Annotated in this window: 17 protein-coding genes and 1 pseudogene; 5 read left to right on the plus strand and 13 right to left on the minus strand. The window is 61.8% G+C overall.

The genetic code is table 11. The features are described 5' to 3' along the window. Nucleotides 1-94: 94 nt before the first annotated feature. The 3 genes from rhtB to ACIOUG_RS17885 all read right to left on the minus strand — a co-directional run bounded on the left by rhtB (nt 95) and on the right by ACIOUG_RS17885 (nt 3421). The gene (rhtB, locus tag ACIOUG_RS17875) at nt 95-727 is read right to left on the minus strand and encodes a homoserine/homoserine lactone efflux protein (protein ID WP_003229368.1); all 633 of its coding nucleotides are present in this window, start codon (nt 725-727) and stop codon (nt 95-97) included. A gap of 202 nt (nt 728-929) precedes the next feature. Then, entirely contained in the window at nt 930-1511 is a 582-nt protein-coding gene (locus tag ACIOUG_RS17880) for a mechanosensitive ion channel domain-containing protein (protein ID WP_401067334.1), read from the minus strand. Next, nucleotides 1511-3421, minus strand: coding sequence for an ATP-binding cassette domain-containing protein (locus ACIOUG_RS17885; protein ID WP_027610459.1), 1911 nt, complete (start codon nt 3419-3421; stop codon nt 1511-1513). Before ACIOUG_RS17885 ends, ACIOUG_RS17880 begins: the two co-directional genes overlap by 1 nt. A 50-nt stretch (nt 3422-3471) precedes the next feature. Here ACIOUG_RS17885 and ACIOUG_RS17890 point away from each other — a divergent pair, with 50 nt between their 5' ends. After that, entirely contained in the window at nt 3472-3936 is a 465-nt protein-coding gene (locus ACIOUG_RS17890) for a TIGR02444 family protein (RefSeq protein WP_401067336.1), read from the plus strand. On the opposite strand, the gene ACIOUG_RS17895 is transcribed toward ACIOUG_RS17890, so the two are convergent. Next, on the minus strand, nt 3933-5078 hold the full coding sequence (locus ACIOUG_RS17895; RefSeq protein ID WP_401067338.1) for an AlgP family protein: 1146 nt from the start codon (nt 5076-5078) through the stop codon (nt 3933-3935). The two genes, ACIOUG_RS17890 and ACIOUG_RS17895, sit on opposite strands and share 4 nt — an antisense overlap. Before the next feature lie 192 nt (nt 5079-5270). Here ACIOUG_RS17895 and ACIOUG_RS17900 point away from each other — a divergent pair, with 192 nt between their 5' ends. Then, a complete protein-coding gene (locus ACIOUG_RS17900) occupies nt 5271-5936 on the plus strand; it encodes an FKBP-type peptidyl-prolyl cis-trans isomerase (protein ID WP_401067339.1) in 666 nt (221 codons plus the stop codon). A 77-nt stretch (nt 5937-6013) separates the two neighbouring features. Here the strand turns inward: ACIOUG_RS17900 and rsd are convergent, their stop codons facing one another. The 8 genes and pseudogenes from rsd to ACIOUG_RS17940 form a co-directional block, all read right to left on the minus strand. Continuing rightward, a complete protein-coding gene (gene rsd, locus ACIOUG_RS17905; protein ID WP_401067341.1) occupies nt 6014-6472 on the minus strand; it encodes a sigma D regulator in 459 nt (152 codons plus the stop codon). Between the two features lie 186 nt (nt 6473-6658). Further along, nucleotides 6659-7210 (minus strand): disulfide bond formation protein B, encoded by a 552-nt coding sequence (locus ACIOUG_RS17910; RefSeq protein WP_401067342.1) that lies wholly within the window; start codon nt 7208-7210, stop codon nt 6659-6661. A gap of 218 nt (nt 7211-7428) precedes the next feature. After that, nucleotides 7429-8667, minus strand: a complete 1239-nt coding sequence (locus ACIOUG_RS17915; RefSeq protein ID WP_401067344.1) for a heme biosynthesis protein HemY — start codon at nt 8665-8667, stop codon at nt 7429-7431. Beyond that, nucleotides 8664-9806, minus strand: a complete 1143-nt coding sequence (locus tag ACIOUG_RS17920) for a uroporphyrinogen-III C-methyltransferase (protein ID WP_401067346.1) — start codon at nt 9804-9806, stop codon at nt 8664-8666. Before ACIOUG_RS17920 ends, ACIOUG_RS17915 begins: the two co-directional genes overlap by 4 nt. Before the next feature lie 16 nt (nt 9807-9822). Continuing rightward, the gene (locus ACIOUG_RS17925) at nt 9823-10590 is read right to left on the minus strand and encodes a uroporphyrinogen-III synthase (protein ID WP_401067348.1); all 768 of its coding nucleotides are present in this window, start codon (nt 10588-10590) and stop codon (nt 9823-9825) included. Further along, entirely contained in the window at nt 10587-11528 is a 942-nt protein-coding gene (hemC, locus tag ACIOUG_RS17930; protein WP_401067349.1) for a hydroxymethylbilane synthase, read from the minus strand. The genes ACIOUG_RS17925 and hemC overlap by 4 nt, the downstream gene beginning before the upstream one ends. 137 nt (nt 11529-11665) lie before the next feature. Beyond that, nucleotides 11666-12412 carry a LytR/AlgR family response regulator transcription factor gene (locus ACIOUG_RS17935; RefSeq protein ID WP_401067351.1) on the minus strand — a complete coding sequence of 249 codons (747 nt, stop codon included), beginning with the start codon at nt 12410-12412 and terminating at the stop codon, nt 11666-11668. After that, nucleotides 12409-12549, minus strand: a pseudogene (locus ACIOUG_RS17940) (sensor histidine kinase); the annotation flags it as partial. The pseudogene ACIOUG_RS17940 and the gene ACIOUG_RS17935, both read right to left, overlap by 4 nt. 337 nt (nt 12550-12886) lie before the next feature. Between ACIOUG_RS17940 and argH the strand changes: the two are divergent. Then, a complete protein-coding gene (gene argH, locus ACIOUG_RS17945) occupies nt 12887-14281 on the plus strand; it encodes an argininosuccinate lyase (RefSeq protein WP_027610449.1) in 1395 nt (464 codons plus the stop codon). Nucleotides 14282-14400: 119 nt separating this feature from the next. On the opposite strand, the gene ACIOUG_RS17950 is transcribed toward argH, so the two are convergent. Continuing rightward, entirely contained in the window at nt 14401-15060 is a 660-nt protein-coding gene (locus ACIOUG_RS17950; protein WP_401067352.1) for a glutathione S-transferase, read from the minus strand. Nucleotides 15061-15183: 123 nt separating this feature from the next. On the opposite strand from ACIOUG_RS17950, the gene ACIOUG_RS17955 reads away from it, so the two are divergent. Continuing rightward, entirely contained in the window at nt 15184-15468 is a 285-nt protein-coding gene (locus ACIOUG_RS17955; protein WP_401067354.1) for a hypothetical protein, read from the plus strand. Nucleotides 15469-15664: 196 nt separating this feature from the next. After that, nucleotides 15665-15910, plus strand: a complete 246-nt coding sequence (locus ACIOUG_RS17960; protein ID WP_003229392.1) for a TIGR02647 family protein — start codon at nt 15665-15667, stop codon at nt 15908-15910. Nucleotides 15911-15938: the final 28 nt, after the last annotated feature.

A 15938-nucleotide genomic window follows, 5' to 3' on the forward strand; every position in this document is an offset into this window, starting at 1 on the left:
GCAAGCTCCCTCGCCACAATTGAGCGTCACTCCAAAGTCTAGGCGGATAAAAAAAGGCGACCTCATCAGGTCGCCTTTTTTGTGCCTGCGGGTTTTACACCACCGCTTTACGCAACGTCGCCATGAACGCCGCCGCACCGATGAACAGCCCCGCAAACGTGCGGTTCATGCGTTTCTGCTGCTTTGGTGTGCGCAACAGACGCAGCACTTTGGACGCCAGTCCGGTGTAGCCGGCCATGACAATCAGATCGACGCAGATCATGGTCACGCCGATCACCAGGTACTGCATCAGCAGCGGTGCGTGCGGATTGATGAATTGCGGCAGCACCGCGAGCATGAACACCAGCGCCTTGGGGTTGCTGATGTTCACCAGAAAGCCACGGAACACCAGCGCCAGCGGTTTGCCGATCGGGCGCACGGCGGAATCATCGCTCATGTCCATCGGCAGTGCGCGCCATTGTTTGATCGCCAGATAGACCAGGTAGGCCACGCCAAACCATTTGATCGCATAGAACGCGGTGGCCGATGCGGTGAGAATCGCGCCAACGCCAGCGCCGACAATCGCAATCTGTACCGCCAGCCCGACTTGCAGGCCCAGCGCGTTCCAGTAGCCGCGCCAGAAACCGTATTGCAGACCGCTGGACATCGACGCAATGGCGCCCGCGCCCGGGGACAGACTGATCACCCAGCAGGCGGCAAAGAATGCCAGCCATGTTTGAAGCTCCATCGCACACCTCGACTGTGAATCGTGACAGACGTCAAAGCTAATGCGGTTTGGCGCGGATGACTACCGATTTTTGCTGGATGGTTCGGGCGGGGCTGATGGCCTCTTCGCGAGCAAGCCCGCTCCCACATTGGATTTGTGTCGATCACAGATCCAATGTGGGAGCGGGCTTGCTCGCGAAGGCGTCAGATCAGACGCCCGAGGACTACTTCTCGAAACCGCTGGAGGGAAACACATCACTCCCGCGCCAGCGTCGCACCGAACGCTGGAAGAACAGGCTGTTCGGCACTTGCACCATGGCACTGCCTGTTCCCAGTTCCTCAGCCTCGATCAGCGTGGTGTAGAGCAGATTGATCGCCACCACCCGGCCTTTGACGCCCGGCTTGTCGGTGGTGTCCACCAGTTCGACCACATCGCCGAGGCGGAACGGGCCGACGGTGAAGATCAGAATCGCGCACAGCAGGTTCGACAGCACACTCCACATCGCGAAGAACGCCACCGCCGCCACCGCGACGAAACCCGACAGCGCCGTCCACAGCACCGTGGCCGACACCCCGAGGCGTTCCAGCACAAAGATCAGCGCACTGCCCATGATCAGCCAGCGCAGACCGCCACGCAGCGGCATCAGCAGCTGCGGCGGAAACGGGTAGCGCTCACCCAGACGGGTCAGGCCTTTGGCAACGAAGCGCTGAGCGAGATATCCGGCCAGCAGGATCAGCAGAATCTGCACGCCAAGCCAGATCGGCTCGACCCACACCGCCGGCAATGGCCACCCGAACGCGTCCATCAGGACAACGCCTCCAGCTCCGCCTGCATGCTTTCCAAGGTTTCCAGCGCTTCCATCCACGCTTCTTCGAGCTCGGCTTCGCGCACTTTCAGCTTGGCCTGTTCGGCCAGCAGATCACGCAACTCGTTCTTGCGTGCCGGCTCGTAGATGTCGCTGTCGCCGAGGCTGGCATCGACCTTCGCCAGCTTCTCGTGGAGCTTGCCCAGTTCGGCTTCGAGCTTGTCGGCTTCACGCTTGTGCGGTGCCAGTTGCTGACGCAATGCAGCGGCGGCCTGGCGCTGAGCCTTCTTGTCGGTCTTGTCCGGATTGACCGGAGTGTTGCTGACCGGCGCATTGCGCTGACGATATTCCACCAGCCAGCGCGCGTAGTCTTCGAGGTCGCCATCGAACTCTTCGACCTTGCCATCGGCGACCAGGTAGAAGTTGTCGGTGGTGCTCTTGAGCAAGTGCCGATCGTGAGATACCACCAATACCGCGCCGCTGAATTCCTGCAGCGCCATGGTCAGCGCCAGGCGCATTTCCAGGTCAAGGTGGTTGGTCGGTTCGTCGAGCAGCAGCAGGTTCGGCCGTTCCCAGGCGATCAATGCCAGCGCCAGACGCGCTTTCTCGCCACCGGAGAAATTCAGCACCGGCTCGTCGATGCGTGCGCCACGGAAGTCGAAACCACCGAGGAAGTCGCGCAGGGTCTGTTCACGTTCGGTCGGCGCCAGACGCTGCAAGTGCAGCAGCGGGCTGGCCTTGGCATCCAGCGAGTCGAGCTGATGCTGAGCGAAGTAGCCGACCACAGTGTTCTCGCCACGGGTCAGACGCCCGGCCAGCGGCTCGAGTTCGCCAGCGAGGTTCTTGATCAGGGTCGATTTACCGGCGCCGTTCGGCCCGAGCAGACCGATCCGCGCACCCGGGGTCAGTTGCAGCTTGACCTTCTCCAGGATGGTTTTGTCGCCGTAACCCAGACGCGCATCGGACAGGTCGATCAGCGGGCTGGAGATCTTGGTCGATTCGCGGAAGACGAAGTCGAACGGCGAATCGACGTGAGCTGCCGACAGCTCCTCCATGCGTTCCAGGGCCTTGATCCGGCTCTGCGCCTGACGGGCCTTGGTGGCCTGGGCCTTGAAGCGGGCGATGTAGCTTTCCATGTGCGCACGTTGCGCCTGCTGCTTCTCGTAGGCCTGTTGCTGCTGGGCCAGACGCTCGGCACGGGCACGCTCGAACGCGGTGTAGCCGCCACGGTAGAGGGTCAGTTTGCGCTGATCGACGTGGGCCACATGATCGACCACTTCATCGAGGAAGTCGCGGTCGTGGGAAATCAGCAGCAAGGTGCCCGGGTAGCTTTTCAGCCACTCTTCGAGCCAGATGATCGCATCGAGATCCAGGTGGTTGGTCGGTTCGTCAAGCAGCAACAGGTCCGACGGACACATCAGGGCCTGCGCCAGGTTCAGACGCATCCGCCAGCCACCGGAGAAATCGCCTACCTGACGATCCATCTGCTCGTTGGTGAAACCGAGACCGGCGAGCAACTTGCGCGCCCGCGCATCGGCGGTATAGCCGTCGGCGCTGTCGAGTTCGGCGTGCAGGCGGGCCAGAGCCGTGCCATCGTGGGCCGCTTCGGCGACGGCGAGGTCACGTTGCACCTCGCGTAGACGCAAGTCGCCATCGAGCACATAGTCGACCGCCAGGCGTTCGAGCGTGTCGACCTCCTGGCGCATGTGCGCGATCCGCCAGTCGGCCGGCAGCAGGCAATCGCCCGAATCCGGGTGCAACTCGCCGCGCAGCAAGGCAAACAGGCTGGATTTGCCGGCGCCGTTGGCACCGATGAGGCCGGCTTTGTGGCCGGCGTGCAGGGTCAGCTCGGCGTCTTCTAGCAGACGTTGCGGGCCACGCTGTAAAGTCAGGTTCTGAAGTCGGATCATAATGGCGGCGGAGTCTACCAGCTTCGCTCACAACTGGCGCGAGTAGCACGATGTCCTCTGACCTGTGGAGTTTTTCCCTTGCCACCTACGCCCGCCCGGGTGTGGAACCTGCCTGCCTGCAACTGCAAACGGCGGGGGCCAATGTCTGCCTGCTGCTGTGTGGTTTATGGCTGGAACAGCGTGGCGCGGCCTGCGACGAACAACGCGTGCAACAACTGAAAATGCTGGTGGGGCCGTGGGATGTGGAGGTGGTGCAGCCACTGCGTGCGTTGCGCACTCAATGGAAAACCCTGGCCGCGGAAGATCCGGTGCTCAAGGGGCTGCGAGAACAAATGAAAGCGCTGGAGCTGGAAGCCGAGCGGCATCTGCTGTGGCAACTGCAACAGGTGGCGCAGGATTGGCCGGAGCATGACGCCTCAGCGTCGGGAGAGTGGCTGGAGAGTCTGGCGGGATCCGCTGCCAGCCCGAACCGCGACGCGCTGCACGTGCTGCGCGTCGCGGCAACCGGCACTTAGGAAGCGCTGGTCGGGTTGCTGCTGGCGCTCGACGCAGCGGCTGGCGTTGGCGCAGTCGTGGTGGTCGAGGTAGAAGCGGCAGGAGCAGGTGCGGCGGCCGGCGCAGGAGCGGCTGGCTTGGCAGCCGGTGCAGTCGCCGGTTTGGCGGCAGCGGGTTTGGCAGCAGCCGGTTTTTTCGCGGCAGGTTTGGCAACCGGCTTGGCGGCAGGTTTGGCTGCTGGCTTTGCAGCTACTGGTTTGGCAGCAGGCTTGGCCGCTGCGGTCGCAGGTTTGGCAGCTGCAGGTTTGGCAGCGGTTTTAGCGGCAGGCTTGGCCACGGGTTTGACTGCAACCTTGGCAGCAGGTTTTGCCGCGACCGGTTTGGCCGCAGTCTTGACTGCCGGTTTTGCCGCAGCGGTTTTCGCGGCAGGTTTGGCAGCTGGTTTTACCGCTACTTTGGCAGCCGGTTTAGCAGCAGCGGTTTTCGCCGGAGCGGCTTTGCGCGCAGCAGGTTTGGCCGCTGGCTTGGCAGCCGGTTTTGCCGCGGCAGGTTTGGCAGCAGCAGTCCGTGCAGCAGGTTTCGCAGTGCTCGCCGCAGCCGGTTTTTTCACCGCGGTTTTCGCAGCAGGTTTGGCTGCTGCTTTAACCGGTGCCTTGGCGGCTGGTTTTGCCGCCGGTTTGGCTGCCGCGGTTTTCGCCGGAGCTTTCGCCGCAGCGGGTTTGGCTGGCGCTTTTTTCGCAGACGCTGCTGCAGGTTTGGCAGCGCGGGAAGACAGCGCCTTGCCGGCGGCCTCTTGCACGCGACCAACGCCCTGGGCCAGTTTCAGGCTTTCCTGGGCATCGCGCTTGAGTTGCAGAATGTAGCCGCGAGTGTCGGACTGACGATCCTTCAGCGCATCGAGCAGGTCTTCGAGTTCTTTGACCGCAGCCTTGGCCTTGTTCTGCGCCTTGGCTTTACCGGCAGTGGCTGCGTCTTGCAATTTGGTGCGGGACTTGTGCAGTTTTTCTTGCGCCTTGCCGCGTTGCTTTTCCAGTTTGGCGAGCAGTTTTTCAGCATCAGCCAAGGCTTGGGAGCAAGCGTTTTCCAAATGCTCGAGCAGGCTGCCCGAGAGTTGTTGGAGTAAGTGCAACGGAGTGTTTACAGGCTTCTTGGTGGCCGACATGGTTTACCTCCTGGCTGACGTGAGTGCGGCTCATACTAGACCTCTGCAGTTACCGCCGCTAGGTCATCTTGACAGTATCGAAACCGTTGCGTTGCAACGAAGCGAAAATGTTCTGCACAAAGACAAAAGCAGTTCACCGTTGCAGACCTTCGCGCTGGCATAATCGCCCGCATCTCAGGACGGAGAGTGCCCATGTCGCGCTACCTTTTTTTATCCCTCTGCATGATTTTTTCCGTGGCCCAGGCCGACGAAAAAACTACCGCGAACGATGCTCACGATCTGGCCTACAGCCTCGGCGCCAGCCTCGGTGAGCGGCTGCGCCAAGAGGTGCCGCAATTGCAGATTCAGGCATTGATCGAAGGCTTGCAGCAGGCCTATCAAGGCAAGCCACTGGCACTGAGCGAGGCGCGGATCGAACAGATCCTGGCCGATCACGAATCGCAAAACGCCGAACACTCGGCGCTGCCGTCCAGCGATGCCGCGATGGAAAACGAGCAGCGTTTTCTCACTGCCGAAAAAGCCAAACCGGGGGTCAAGGAATTGGCCGACGGCATCCTGCTGACCGAGCTGGTTCCAGGCACTGGTGCCAAGGCCGGCCCGGATGGAAAAGTGCAGGTGCTGTATGTCGGTCGACTCCCCGACGGCACCGTGTTCGATCAGAACACTCAGCCGCAATGGTTCAGTCTCGACAGCGTGATTGCCGGCTGGCGCACCGCTCTGCAAAACATGCCGGTGGGCGCCAAGTGGCGACTGGTGATTCCATCGGATCAGGCCTATGGCGCCGACGGTGCGGGCGATCTGATCGCGCCGTTCACACCGTTGGTGTTTGAAGTCGAATTGCGCGGTGCAACGAGCTGATCGACGCCGATTCGCCGGCATAAAAAAACGCGGTGCGCTTTCGGCGCACCGCGTTTTTTATACTCTCGAAAAACCAATCAGGCTTGAACCGGATCTTCCTCTTTGTGTGCCGTGTGCAGCACTTCGATCAGGCAGTCTTCCAGTTCGAAGCGTTCGTGCAACAGGCCACCCAGCTCCTTGAACTTCTCGGCGACGCATTTGCCTTCATCGCAAAGGTCGTTGAACGCGAGGAGTTTTTCGGTGATGACGTCGATACGCGGGTAGAGGGTTTCGGCGAGTTCCAGACCACGCTTGTCGTTGAAGGCTTTGGCTTCACCGGTCAGCTGTTCGTAGATCTCGAAGTGCCCGGCCGAGACGTAATCGACCAGCACACCGCAGAATTCCAGCAAGGGCTTACGGTTCTCGGACAGAGACTGTGGTCTGTCGCCCAGCTTGTCGTAGGCACCGATCAGCTCTTCACGCTCCTGCAACCAGCGGTCGATCAGCAGATGAACTCCACCCCAGCGTTCCTGAGCATTCTGACAACTTTCGAGCATGGCGATCTCTCTTCCCTTGTGGGTCATGCTGCTCTACACCCGCGCCCCTCTTCTGGCTGTCATAGCTTGGAGGCGGACCGGGCAGAGCGTCATCGAGCAACATAAATCCAATGACACGTGCGGGCCAGATTATGCCCGCACGCCTATGGCATCAAGGTACGCAGGAGATAAAGTTCATACAAGTGTTTAATCCCTGACCAGCCTGCGGTGCGACGCTTCGCCGCTGAGCGGTCGTTGCAGAGCGCTCCAGACCAGATGCAGCAATCGGTACACCGCGAGGATCGACATCGCCACGAAGAACAGCAGACTCCATTCCGGGATGCTCAAATCGAACAGCGTCCAGGAAATTTCCGCGCAATCGACGCCCCCTTTAAACATCCGCAGCGTTGCGCATAACCACGGCAGGTTGCCAAGCAGCGCCTCGGGATCGGGGGCGCAGCGGGTCATTTGCACCAGCGGATCACTCTGCAACAACACCTGCCGCCAGGCTGCCGTGGTTCCGCCCAGGCTCGCGCCCAGCGCGGCGACCCAGTAGAGCGACAGGCCAAAGCGTTGTGGACCATGGACCGCCGCCAGCCCGCAACAGGCCGTCAGCAAGGCCATGCAGAAGCGTTGCACCAGGCACAGACTGCAAGGCGTCAATCCAACCGCATATTCGAGGTAATAGGAAGCTCCCAGGGCCAGAGCCCCTGCAGTGAAAGCCGTGAAAAACAAGGAGCGTGAACAGGCCAGCGTCATGGCTTTTCCGTAACAGTGGAGACAGGCAGTTACGGTAGAGGAAAGCTTGTCAGCCTTTCAAGGCGGGTGCCTGGCGACAGTTCACCAGAAGTGTAGGGAAAACCCGACAGGTGCGGGAGGAATTGGTGCAGTCCGTTGTAGGAATTTACCCGTGACGCCTGCCGCAGGTAATTATTCTCTCGCCGAATGTTAACGAGGGAGCAGGCTCCCTCGTAGTTTCAAGCGTGTACCGGCACCGGTAATGGTGCGGCCAGCAGGCGTTCATCGAGCAGTCCGAGACCTTCCTGGAACAGCTGATTGCTGCGCTCGGTGTCACCCAGTTGCGCGAGCAGGCGCGCCAGTTCTGCGCAGGCTTCCGGATTGCGCTGCATGCGCAAACTGCTTTCCAGATAATCCCGGGCCTTGCCCCACAAGCTGGCTTGCAGGCAGAGACGGCCGAGAGTCAGCAACAGGCTCGGATCGGCCGGATGCTCCTTGAGCCAGCCTTCGGCGGTCTGCAACTGACGCGCCGGATCGCTGCCGCGCACCAGGCCGTACAAGCGGGCGAGGTGGCTGTCGTACTTGCGCTTGAGGGCGCTGCGCAGCACTTCTTCCGCTTCGACCTGAGCGCCCAGCTGACGCAGTTGCTCGGCGTATGCCAGCACCAGTGCCGGTTCCTGACGCTGGGCGGAAGTCAATTGCTCCCAAGCGCGGCTGAGTGACTGCAGACCGACTTTGCCGTCCTCTTCGCGATTCGCCGCCAGCGACAGGTTGTTGCCCCAGGCACGCCGTTCGAGCTCAGCCAGTTCGGCCGGCGGCAGCACCTTGTCCTTGCGCAGCTCCGGCAACAGGCGAATCACCGCCGACCAGTCACCGCGCTGTTGATGCAGGCGCTGCAACTGTCGCAAGGTCTGCACGTTATGCGGATGCCGCTCGTGCATCGCTTGCAGGGTCACCAGGGCGCCATCGGTGTCACCGCGATCGGTCTGCAACTGCGCATGACTCAAGGCAATCGCTAGTTCGGCCTGCGGCTGACGTTCCAGCGCACGCTCGAGCAACTGGTCACACTCTTCGTACTTGCCTTGTTCGTTGGCCGCGCGTGCCGCGCCGAGGTAATACAACAGCGGCTGGCGCTCGGCCTCAGCGGCGCGAGACAGGTGACGTTGCGCGCTGGCCCAGCGACCTTCGGCCAGATCCAACTGGCCGTGTTCGATGGCCACCTGGACCCGCCGGCTGCGGTTGCGCCGCGACCACGGATTGACCACGCCACTGGAGGCCATGACCAGCTCGACCAGGGCCTTGATGCCCCAGATCAGCAGCCACAACACCGCGATCAGTGCCAGCGCCGCCCACAGACTCGATTCATAGCGAAAGCTCTTGTAGGCAACCAGCACGTAACCGGAGTGCTCGGCGATCGCCAGGCCCAGCGCCGCCGTCGCGGCGATCACCAGAAACACGATCACATACAGGCGTTTCATGGCGTGGTCTCCTGCGCGGAGTTGGCGGCAGGTTTGGCGAACGGTTTGATCGACTCTTCAGCGTTGACGTTACGCCGCTCCAGATAAGCCTGCACCGCACTCAGCGTGCCGGTCAGATCCGGGGTCTTGACCGTCACAGGTTGCTGGCTCAACTCGGCAACCTGTTCGAGCATGATTTTGCTCTGCGGATTATCCGGATTGAAATTGCCCTTGAGCACGTCCCGCGCCTCAGTCAGTGCCTGGCTGTAAACCGGCCCCTGACCATTGAGCGCCGCCCACTGCGCCTGCTCCAGCGCCAGGCTCAGGGCCAGGCGTACCTGGCTCAGGCTCTGCCCGGCGAGCAATGGCTTGACGTTTTTATCGGCGTTGAAGTCGATGCGGATATAACGGGAAACCTTATCCCACCACTGCGCCCAGCGACTGGCACCATCGCCGTCAGCGGTCAGGCCCAGCAGCGACTCGCCGCGATCCTTGTACTCCGGCGCGAGCTCGGTCAGTTCGATGACCTGATCACGCAAGGCGCCGATGCGCAGGAACAGACCGGTGCGATCCGGCTGCTCGGTGCTGCGCAGGGCGACGAGGGTTTTCGCCACTTGCTCGCGGGCAGCGAACGAGCCCGGATCGTTCTGTTCACGGAGGATTTCGTCGGCGCCCTGCACCAGTGCCTGGGCGCTGCTGATGTCCTGCAAGGCCGACAGTCGCAGACTGGCCAGGCGCAGCAGATGCTCGGCCTCGGCCAGACGCCAGTCCTTGCGGCTGGCACCGAGGACGGTTTCCAGACGCTGGTTAAGGCGCTGCTGATCACCCTGCAGTTGCGTGACCAGACGCTGGCGTTCGGCAAGCTCGTCGGCACCCGGTAACTGCGCGAGGCGTTCGGTCAGGCGCTGCTCGTTGAGCTTGAGGCTCTGCGCCTGATCGTTCAACGCCTGCACCTGACCGGACTGCTGCTGAGTGTTGGTCTGCAGGTGACGCACCTGCCAGACACCCCAGCCACCGATTGCCACACCGGCAGCCCCGAGCAACAGGGCGACAATGGCCAGTCCGTTGCCTCGGCGCGGCTCTTTGGCCGGCGGTGGAGTTTCAACCTGGGCATCAATCACAGGCTGGACATCATCTTTAGGCAAGGCTGTTTCGCTCACGTATCCATCCTTTGCATTAGAGAACGGCCACGGGATGCTCCCGTAACGCCGTCAGCAAAGCCGCGGCACTCGCGCCGCGGCAATCCACAACTGTTCGGGCCCCGGCGGCACGAGCCTGCTCGGCGACCCTTGGGCTTGGCACAAACAACGGCAACTGCGCGATTGACGGCCAGGAATCGCCGGCCATCTGGCGCAGGTGCTCGAAACCCTGTCCACTGCTGACCACCAGCCCGTTCAAGCGTTCCGCTGCAATGCGCCGCGGCAGCTCTTGCGGCGGGTAGGCCGGCAGGTCACGCCGATACAACTCCAGATACTCGACACTAGCACCAAGCGCGCGCAGGCGCTCGGCGAGCAGCTCGCGACCACCCTCGCCGCGCAGGATCAACACCTGCGCGCCGGGCCCGGTGACCGCTTCGCGCAGACGCGGTAATTGCAGCAGCGCTTCGCTGTCGTCACCGTCGGCGGGAAAGTGTGCGTCGAGACCGTGATCGCGAAGAATCTGCGCGGTCGCCGCACCGACGCTGAACCACGGCATCGACAACGATTGGGGTCCATCAGTGTCCAGCAGATCAAGCGCAATCCGCGCCGCCGGTTTGCTGACCACGATGACCGCGCTGCAACCCGGCAGCCGCGCCAGCGCCTGCCGTATCTTGTCAGAGACCGGCAACGGCACGATGTCCAGAAGCGGCAGGCAACTGCTGAAAATCTCCTGCCCGGCCAACACCTCGGCCAGCGCCGCACAGTCTTCCGCAGGGCGCGTCAGCAGCAGGCGCCAGCCAGTCACTCGTGACCTGCCTCGCCATACACCGCTTTGAGAATGTCGTCGGCACCCTGGCTGAGCAAGGCTTCAGCAACCTGCACGCCCAGCGCTTCGGCATTGGCCCGCGGCGCACGCGCTTCGGCGCTGAGCAGCTTGCCACCGCTCGGCTCGCCCACCAGCCCACGCAACCACAACTGCTCGCCCTCGAGCACGGCGTAGCAAGCGATCGGCACCTGGCAGCCGCCATTCAGATGTTTGTTGAGGGCACGTTCAGCGGTCACGCGCGAAGCGGTATCGGCGTGATGCAACGGGGCGAGCAAGGCGTGGATCGCCGCGTCGGCGCTGCGGCACTCGATGCCGACGGCGCCCTGGCCACCCGCCGGCAGGCTGTCATCGACGCTGATGGCCGAAGTGATGCGGTCTTCGAAACCCAGACGGATCAGGCCGGCTGCCGCGAGGATGATCGCGTCGTACTCGCCGGCATCGAGCTTGGCCAGACGAGTGTTGACGTTGCCGCGCAGGAAGCGGATTTCCAGATCAGGACGGCGGGTCAGCAACTGCGCCTGGCGCCGCAGGCTGGAAGTGCCGACGATGGCGCCGGCAGGCAGCGCATCAAGGCTGGCGTAGGTATTGGAAACAAAAGCATCACGCGGGTCTTCGCGTTCGCAGATGCAGAACAGACCAAGGCCTTCGGGGAAGTCCATCGGCACGTCTTTCATCGAGTGCACGGCGATGTCGGCGTGGTTTTCCAGCAGCGCGGTTTCCAGTTCTTTGACGAACAGACCCTTGCCGCCAATTTTCGACAGCGGCGAGTCGAGCAGCTTGTCGCCGCGACTGACCATGGGCACCAGCGTCACCAGCAGCCCCGGATGGGCCGCTTCCAGACGGGCTTTGACGTATTCGGCCTGCCAGAGGGCCAGCGCACTTTTACGGGTGGCGATGCGGATTTCGCGAGAGGACATGGATCAATCCGTACTGAATAGATACGGCGGATAATAACAGCTCAGCCAAATCCACTTTGACTTGAATCAGAAACGGCGCGGCCTCCCTGGCCTGCAATGCCCGGTAACAGAAGATGGGACTGCCCGGAATGACCGGGTTACAGGCCCTGCATCATCTTGCGCACACCGGCCACATGCCGGCGGCTGACAATCAGCGCATCACCATTGAGGCCTTTGAGGAACAGCTGGAAATGCCCCAGCGGCGTGCGTTGCAAGCGTTCGATGCGGTCACGGGCGACCAGCGCGTTGCGGTGGATACGCACGAAACGCTCGCCGAATTCGTCTTCAAGGGCCTTGAGCGGTTCGTCCAGCAGCACTTCGCCAGTCTCGTGGCGCAAGGTCACGTACTTGTGGTCGGCAATGAAATACACCACCTGATCCAGCGGGATCAGTTCGATGCCTTTGCGGGTGCGGGCGCTGATATGACTGCGCGGGCCATTACCGCTTTCGGCGGCGGGACGGGTCAGGGCCGAGAGTTGCGCCCGGTTGGGACGTTCAGCCCGTTTCAGGGCGTCATGCAGATGTTCGGTTCGCACGGGTTTCACCAGATAGCCCACGGCGCTGGCCTGCAGGGCTTCCACGGCAAATTCATCGGGGCCGGTGCAAAACACCACGGCCGGCGGCGTCTCGCGTTCGCACAGACGGGCAGCCACTTGCAGGCCATCGAGGCCCGGCATGCGGATATCGAGCAGCACGATATCCGGCTTGTGGCTGTCGATCAGCGCCAACGCCTCTTCGCCATTCGTGGCGCTGGGCTCCAGGACTGTATAACCCTCGAGCTCGCTTACCATTCGGCTTAGGCGCTCGCGAGCCAGTGGTTCGTCATCAACGATCAGGACATTCATATTGCGCTGGATTCCTGCGTGAGTCTCGCACAAGGATAGCGTAGACAGGTGAAGTGACGTCCGTCACCGCGATCCACGCTAAGACTAGCCCGAGCGCCAAAAAGTGCCGTACGTCGGCCAGCAATATTTGCCAGTGTCCGGGTCGTACTGCTCAAAGCCCGCTGTTGCCTGCGTTTTTCACGGGGTATGTCAAAGGACAAAACCACCCCACCCCCTCTTTCTTATAGTCGGCGTCCAGACCTTTGCGCGATCCGCAGTCGCGCCGACCCTTATGTCCAACTGTAGACGCTCGCCGGGCCGATATTGCTCAATCGAAAAATATCCTTACGCAAATCCCCGGGCGACCGCGCCGACTATGAACCGGCAGATGAGAAAAAAACGTATCGACCGGTGTCAGCGACAGGATTGGCAACCCTGTTATTATCCGCGCCAGCGTTTCACGCCTTCTTTCTCCAAGCCGATACGAGCGAATTCATGAGCACTGACAAGACCAATCAGTCCTGGGGCGGCCGCTTCAGTGAACCCGTCGACGCCTTCGTCGCCCGCTTCACCGCCTCCGTCACCTTCGACCAGCGCCTGTATCGCCACGACATCATGGGCTCGATCGCCCACGCCACCATGCTGGCCAAGGTCGGCGTGCTGACCGATGCCGAGCGCGACAGCATCATCGACGGCCTGAAAACCATTCAGGGCGAAATCGAGGCCGGCCAGTTCGACTGGCGCGTCGACCTCGAAGACGTGCACATGAACATCGAAGCCCGCCTGACCGATCGCATCGGCATCACCGGCAAGAAACTGCACACCGGGCGCAGCCGCAACGACCAGGTCGCAACCGACATTCGCCTGTGGCTGCGTGATGAAATCGACCTGATCCTGGCCGAGATCACCCGCCTGCAAAAAGGTCTGCTGGAGCAGGCCGAGCGCGAAGCGGCGAGCATCATGCCCGGCTTCACTCACCTGCAGACCGCACAACCGGTGACCTTCGGCCATCACATGCTGGCCTGGTTCGAAATGCTCAGCCGCGACTACGAACGTCTGGTCGACTGCCGCAAGCGCACCAACCGCATGCCGCTGGGCAGCGCCGCACTGGCCGGCACCACCTACCCGATCGACCGCGAATACACCGCGCAACTGTTGGGCTTCGACGCCGTCGGCGGCAACTCGCTGGACAACGTTTCCGATCGCGACTTCGCCATCGAATTCTGCTCGGCCGCGAGCATCGCGATGATGCACCTGTCGCGCTTCTCCGAAGAGCTGGTGCTGTGGACCAGCGCGCAGTTCCAGTTCATTGATCTGCCGGACCGCTTCTGCACCGGCAGCTCGATCATGCCGCAAAAGAAAAACCCCGACGTGCCGGAACTGGTACGCGGCAAGACCGGCCGCGTGTTCGGCGCACTGATGGGCCTGCTGACCCTGATGAAGGGCCAGCCACTGGCCTACAACAAGGACAACCAGGAAGACAAAGAGCCGCTGTTCGACGCCGCCGACACCCTGCGCGATTCGCTGCGGGCCTTTGCCGACATGATCCCGGCGATCAAGCCGAAACACGCGATCATGCGCGAAGCGGCGCTGCGCGGTTTCTCCACCGCGACTGATCTGGCGGACTACCTGGTACGCCGTGGCCTGCCGTTCCGTGACTGCCACGAAATCGTCGGCCACGCGGTGAAGTACGGCGTGGACACCGGCAAGGATCTGGCCGAGATGAGTCTGGAAGAACTGCGTCAGTTCAGCGACCAGATCGAGCAGGACGTGTTCGCCGTGCTGACCCTCGAAGGCTCGGTGAATGCCCGTGACCATATCGGCGGCACTGCGCCGGCGCAGGTCAAGGCCGCCGTGGTTCGCGGTCAGGCCCTCATCGCCAGCCGCTAAAAGGATGGCTGGCAAGCCAGCTCCCACAGGGTTCTTTGCTGGAACACAAGTTTGCGTTCGACTCAAAGACCTGTGGGAGCTGGCTTGCCAGCGATGATTGCTTCAGAACGCTAGAAAACTCACTTCTTGGCAGCGATCATCGCCAAAAACGCCGGCATCGCTGCTTCTTTGTCCGCTGCAATCTTCTGCACATGCGGATTCTGCTCAAGCCGCTCCAACAGCGCCTTGGCTTTCGGCATCTCCGCCAGCAAATCCAAATCGAACAGCTTCTTGCCGACCGCACAGGCCAGCGGCACGCTGTAGAGGAAGTACAAATCCGCGATGCTCAGGCTGTCGCCCGCCACGTACGGGGCGAATTTGCCGTGTCGACCCAGCGCCGCGAAACCCAGCAGCAACTCGGCTTTGGTTTTCTCCTTGATCGCCTCCGGCACCGCCGCGCCGAAGAACGCTTCGCCATAACAGGCGCGCCCCGGCAGCTCGATGTACAACTCGATTTCCTTGGCGATCGCCAGCACCTGCGCCCGGTCGTAAGGATCATTCGGCAGCAGCGGCGTGCCTTTGCCAGCCTGCTCGAGGTATTCGAGGATCACCGCGGTTTCGTTGATGAAACCCGCCTCGACGCCCAGCACCGGGACCTTGCCGCGCGGACTGATTGCCAATGATTGCGGAGTCGGCGTCGGGTAGAAGGTGACCTCTTCGAACACCAGGCCCTTTTCCAGCAGCGCCAGTTTGACCATGTTGTAGTAGTTGCTGACAGCGAATCCGTAGAGCTTGAACATCACAAAGCCTCCAGGCCGTGCGGGGTGGGCAGTCACTGTTTATAGATCGCCCGTCCCGATCCTGCCAGCAGCATCACGCCGCTGAATGCAGGTAAACTGGCGCCTTTCCTTGAGGAGCCTGCCATGAGCGAGCCGACAGACATCGACAACGACGAAGAAGAGTTCACCGAGGCGACGTTGATCGAAGCCATCGAGAACCAGATCGAAAGCGACAACCCGCCAGCGGCCAAAGCGACCTTCAACAAACTGACTTTGGTGGGCGTCGAGCGCGAAGAGATCCTTAATCTGATGGCGCATGTGCTGGCCTACGAGATTGACGCGATGCTCGATGAAGACCGCGCGTTCGATACCGAGTGGTACGAAGCAGCGCTGCGTAAGTTGCCCGAGCTGCCACCGGAAAAAGCCTGAGATCAAAAGATCGCAGCCTGCGGCAGCTCCTACACGTATCCAATGCAGGAGCTGCCGCAGGCTGCGATCTTTTTCATGGGGACTACACTGGAATCCGCCTCAAGACAAAATCCCTGAGCTGAGCACTGGACATGCCGCAAAAGCGGGTTCACCTTAGGGGCGCTGTCGTCCAATTCCTAGAAAGTCTGGAGTCCTTATGTCGCTTACCCCTGAGTTGGTTGCCGAACTGGAAGTCCTCGCACTCTTCAACCTGGACAGTTCCCAGGAAGGTTTGAAAATTCATCAGACCGCTGCCCCGAAACACATCGCTGCCGCCAAACGCCTCTTCGAGAAAGAACTCACCGACCAGCCTGATGGCGGGTATCTGACCAGCCTGGGTCGTGATGCCGCGCAAAATGTGCAAACCGTGCTGACCATTCTGAGAGAGCAGGAAACCGCCTGATTTCCCCCGTCTTTGCCCACGGGAACTC

Origin of the sequence: Pseudomonas sp. NPDC087803, from assembly GCF_044742995.1 — a bacterium.
Lineage (GTDB): Bacteria > Pseudomonadota > Gammaproteobacteria > Pseudomonadales > Pseudomonadaceae > Aquipseudomonas.

Bases quoted from the DNA above. Each gene is read 5' to 3' on its own strand.
- rhtB (WP_003229368.1), bottom strand. From the start codon at position 727: ATGGAGCTTCAAACATGGCTGGCATTCTTTGCCGCCTGCTGGGTGATC.
- ACIOUG_RS17880 (WP_401067334.1), bottom strand. From the start codon at position 1,511: ATGGACGCGTTCGGGTGGCCATTGCCGGCGGTGTGGGTCGAGCCGATC.
- ACIOUG_RS17885 (WP_027610459.1), bottom strand. From the start codon at position 3,421: ATGATCCGACTTCAGAACCTGACTTTACAGCGTGGCCCGCAACGTCTG.
- ACIOUG_RS17890 (WP_401067336.1), top strand. From the start codon at position 3,472: ATGTCCTCTGACCTGTGGAGTTTTTCCCTTGCCACCTACGCCCGCCCG.
- ACIOUG_RS17895 (WP_401067338.1), bottom strand. From the start codon at position 5,078: ATGTCGGCCACCAAGAAGCCTGTAAACACTCCGTTGCACTTACTCCAA.
- ACIOUG_RS17900 (WP_401067339.1), top strand. From the start codon at position 5,271: ATGTCGCGCTACCTTTTTTTATCCCTCTGCATGATTTTTTCCGTGGCC.
- rsd (WP_401067341.1), bottom strand. From the start codon at position 6,472: ATGCTCGAAAGTTGTCAGAATGCTCAGGAACGCTGGGGTGGAGTTCAT.
- ACIOUG_RS17910 (WP_401067342.1), bottom strand. From the start codon at position 7,210: ATGACGCTGGCCTGTTCACGCTCCTTGTTTTTCACGGCTTTCACTGCA.
- ACIOUG_RS17915 (WP_401067344.1), bottom strand. From the start codon at position 8,667: ATGAAACGCCTGTATGTGATCGTGTTTCTGGTGATCGCCGCGACGGCG.
- hemC (WP_401067349.1), bottom strand. From the start codon at position 11,528: ATGTCCTCTCGCGAAATCCGCATCGCCACCCGTAAAAGTGCGCTGGCC.
- ACIOUG_RS17935 (WP_401067351.1), bottom strand. From the start codon at position 12,412: ATGAATGTCCTGATCGTTGATGACGAACCACTGGCTCGCGAGCGCCTA.
- argH (WP_027610449.1), top strand. From the start codon at position 12,887: ATGAGCACTGACAAGACCAATCAGTCCTGGGGCGGCCGCTTCAGTGAA.
- ACIOUG_RS17950 (WP_401067352.1), bottom strand. From the start codon at position 15,060: ATGTTCAAGCTCTACGGATTCGCTGTCAGCAACTACTACAACATGGTC.
- ACIOUG_RS17955 (WP_401067354.1), top strand. From the start codon at position 15,184: ATGAGCGAGCCGACAGACATCGACAACGACGAAGAAGAGTTCACCGAG.
- ACIOUG_RS17960 (WP_003229392.1), top strand. From the start codon at position 15,665: ATGTCGCTTACCCCTGAGTTGGTTGCCGAACTGGAAGTCCTCGCACTC.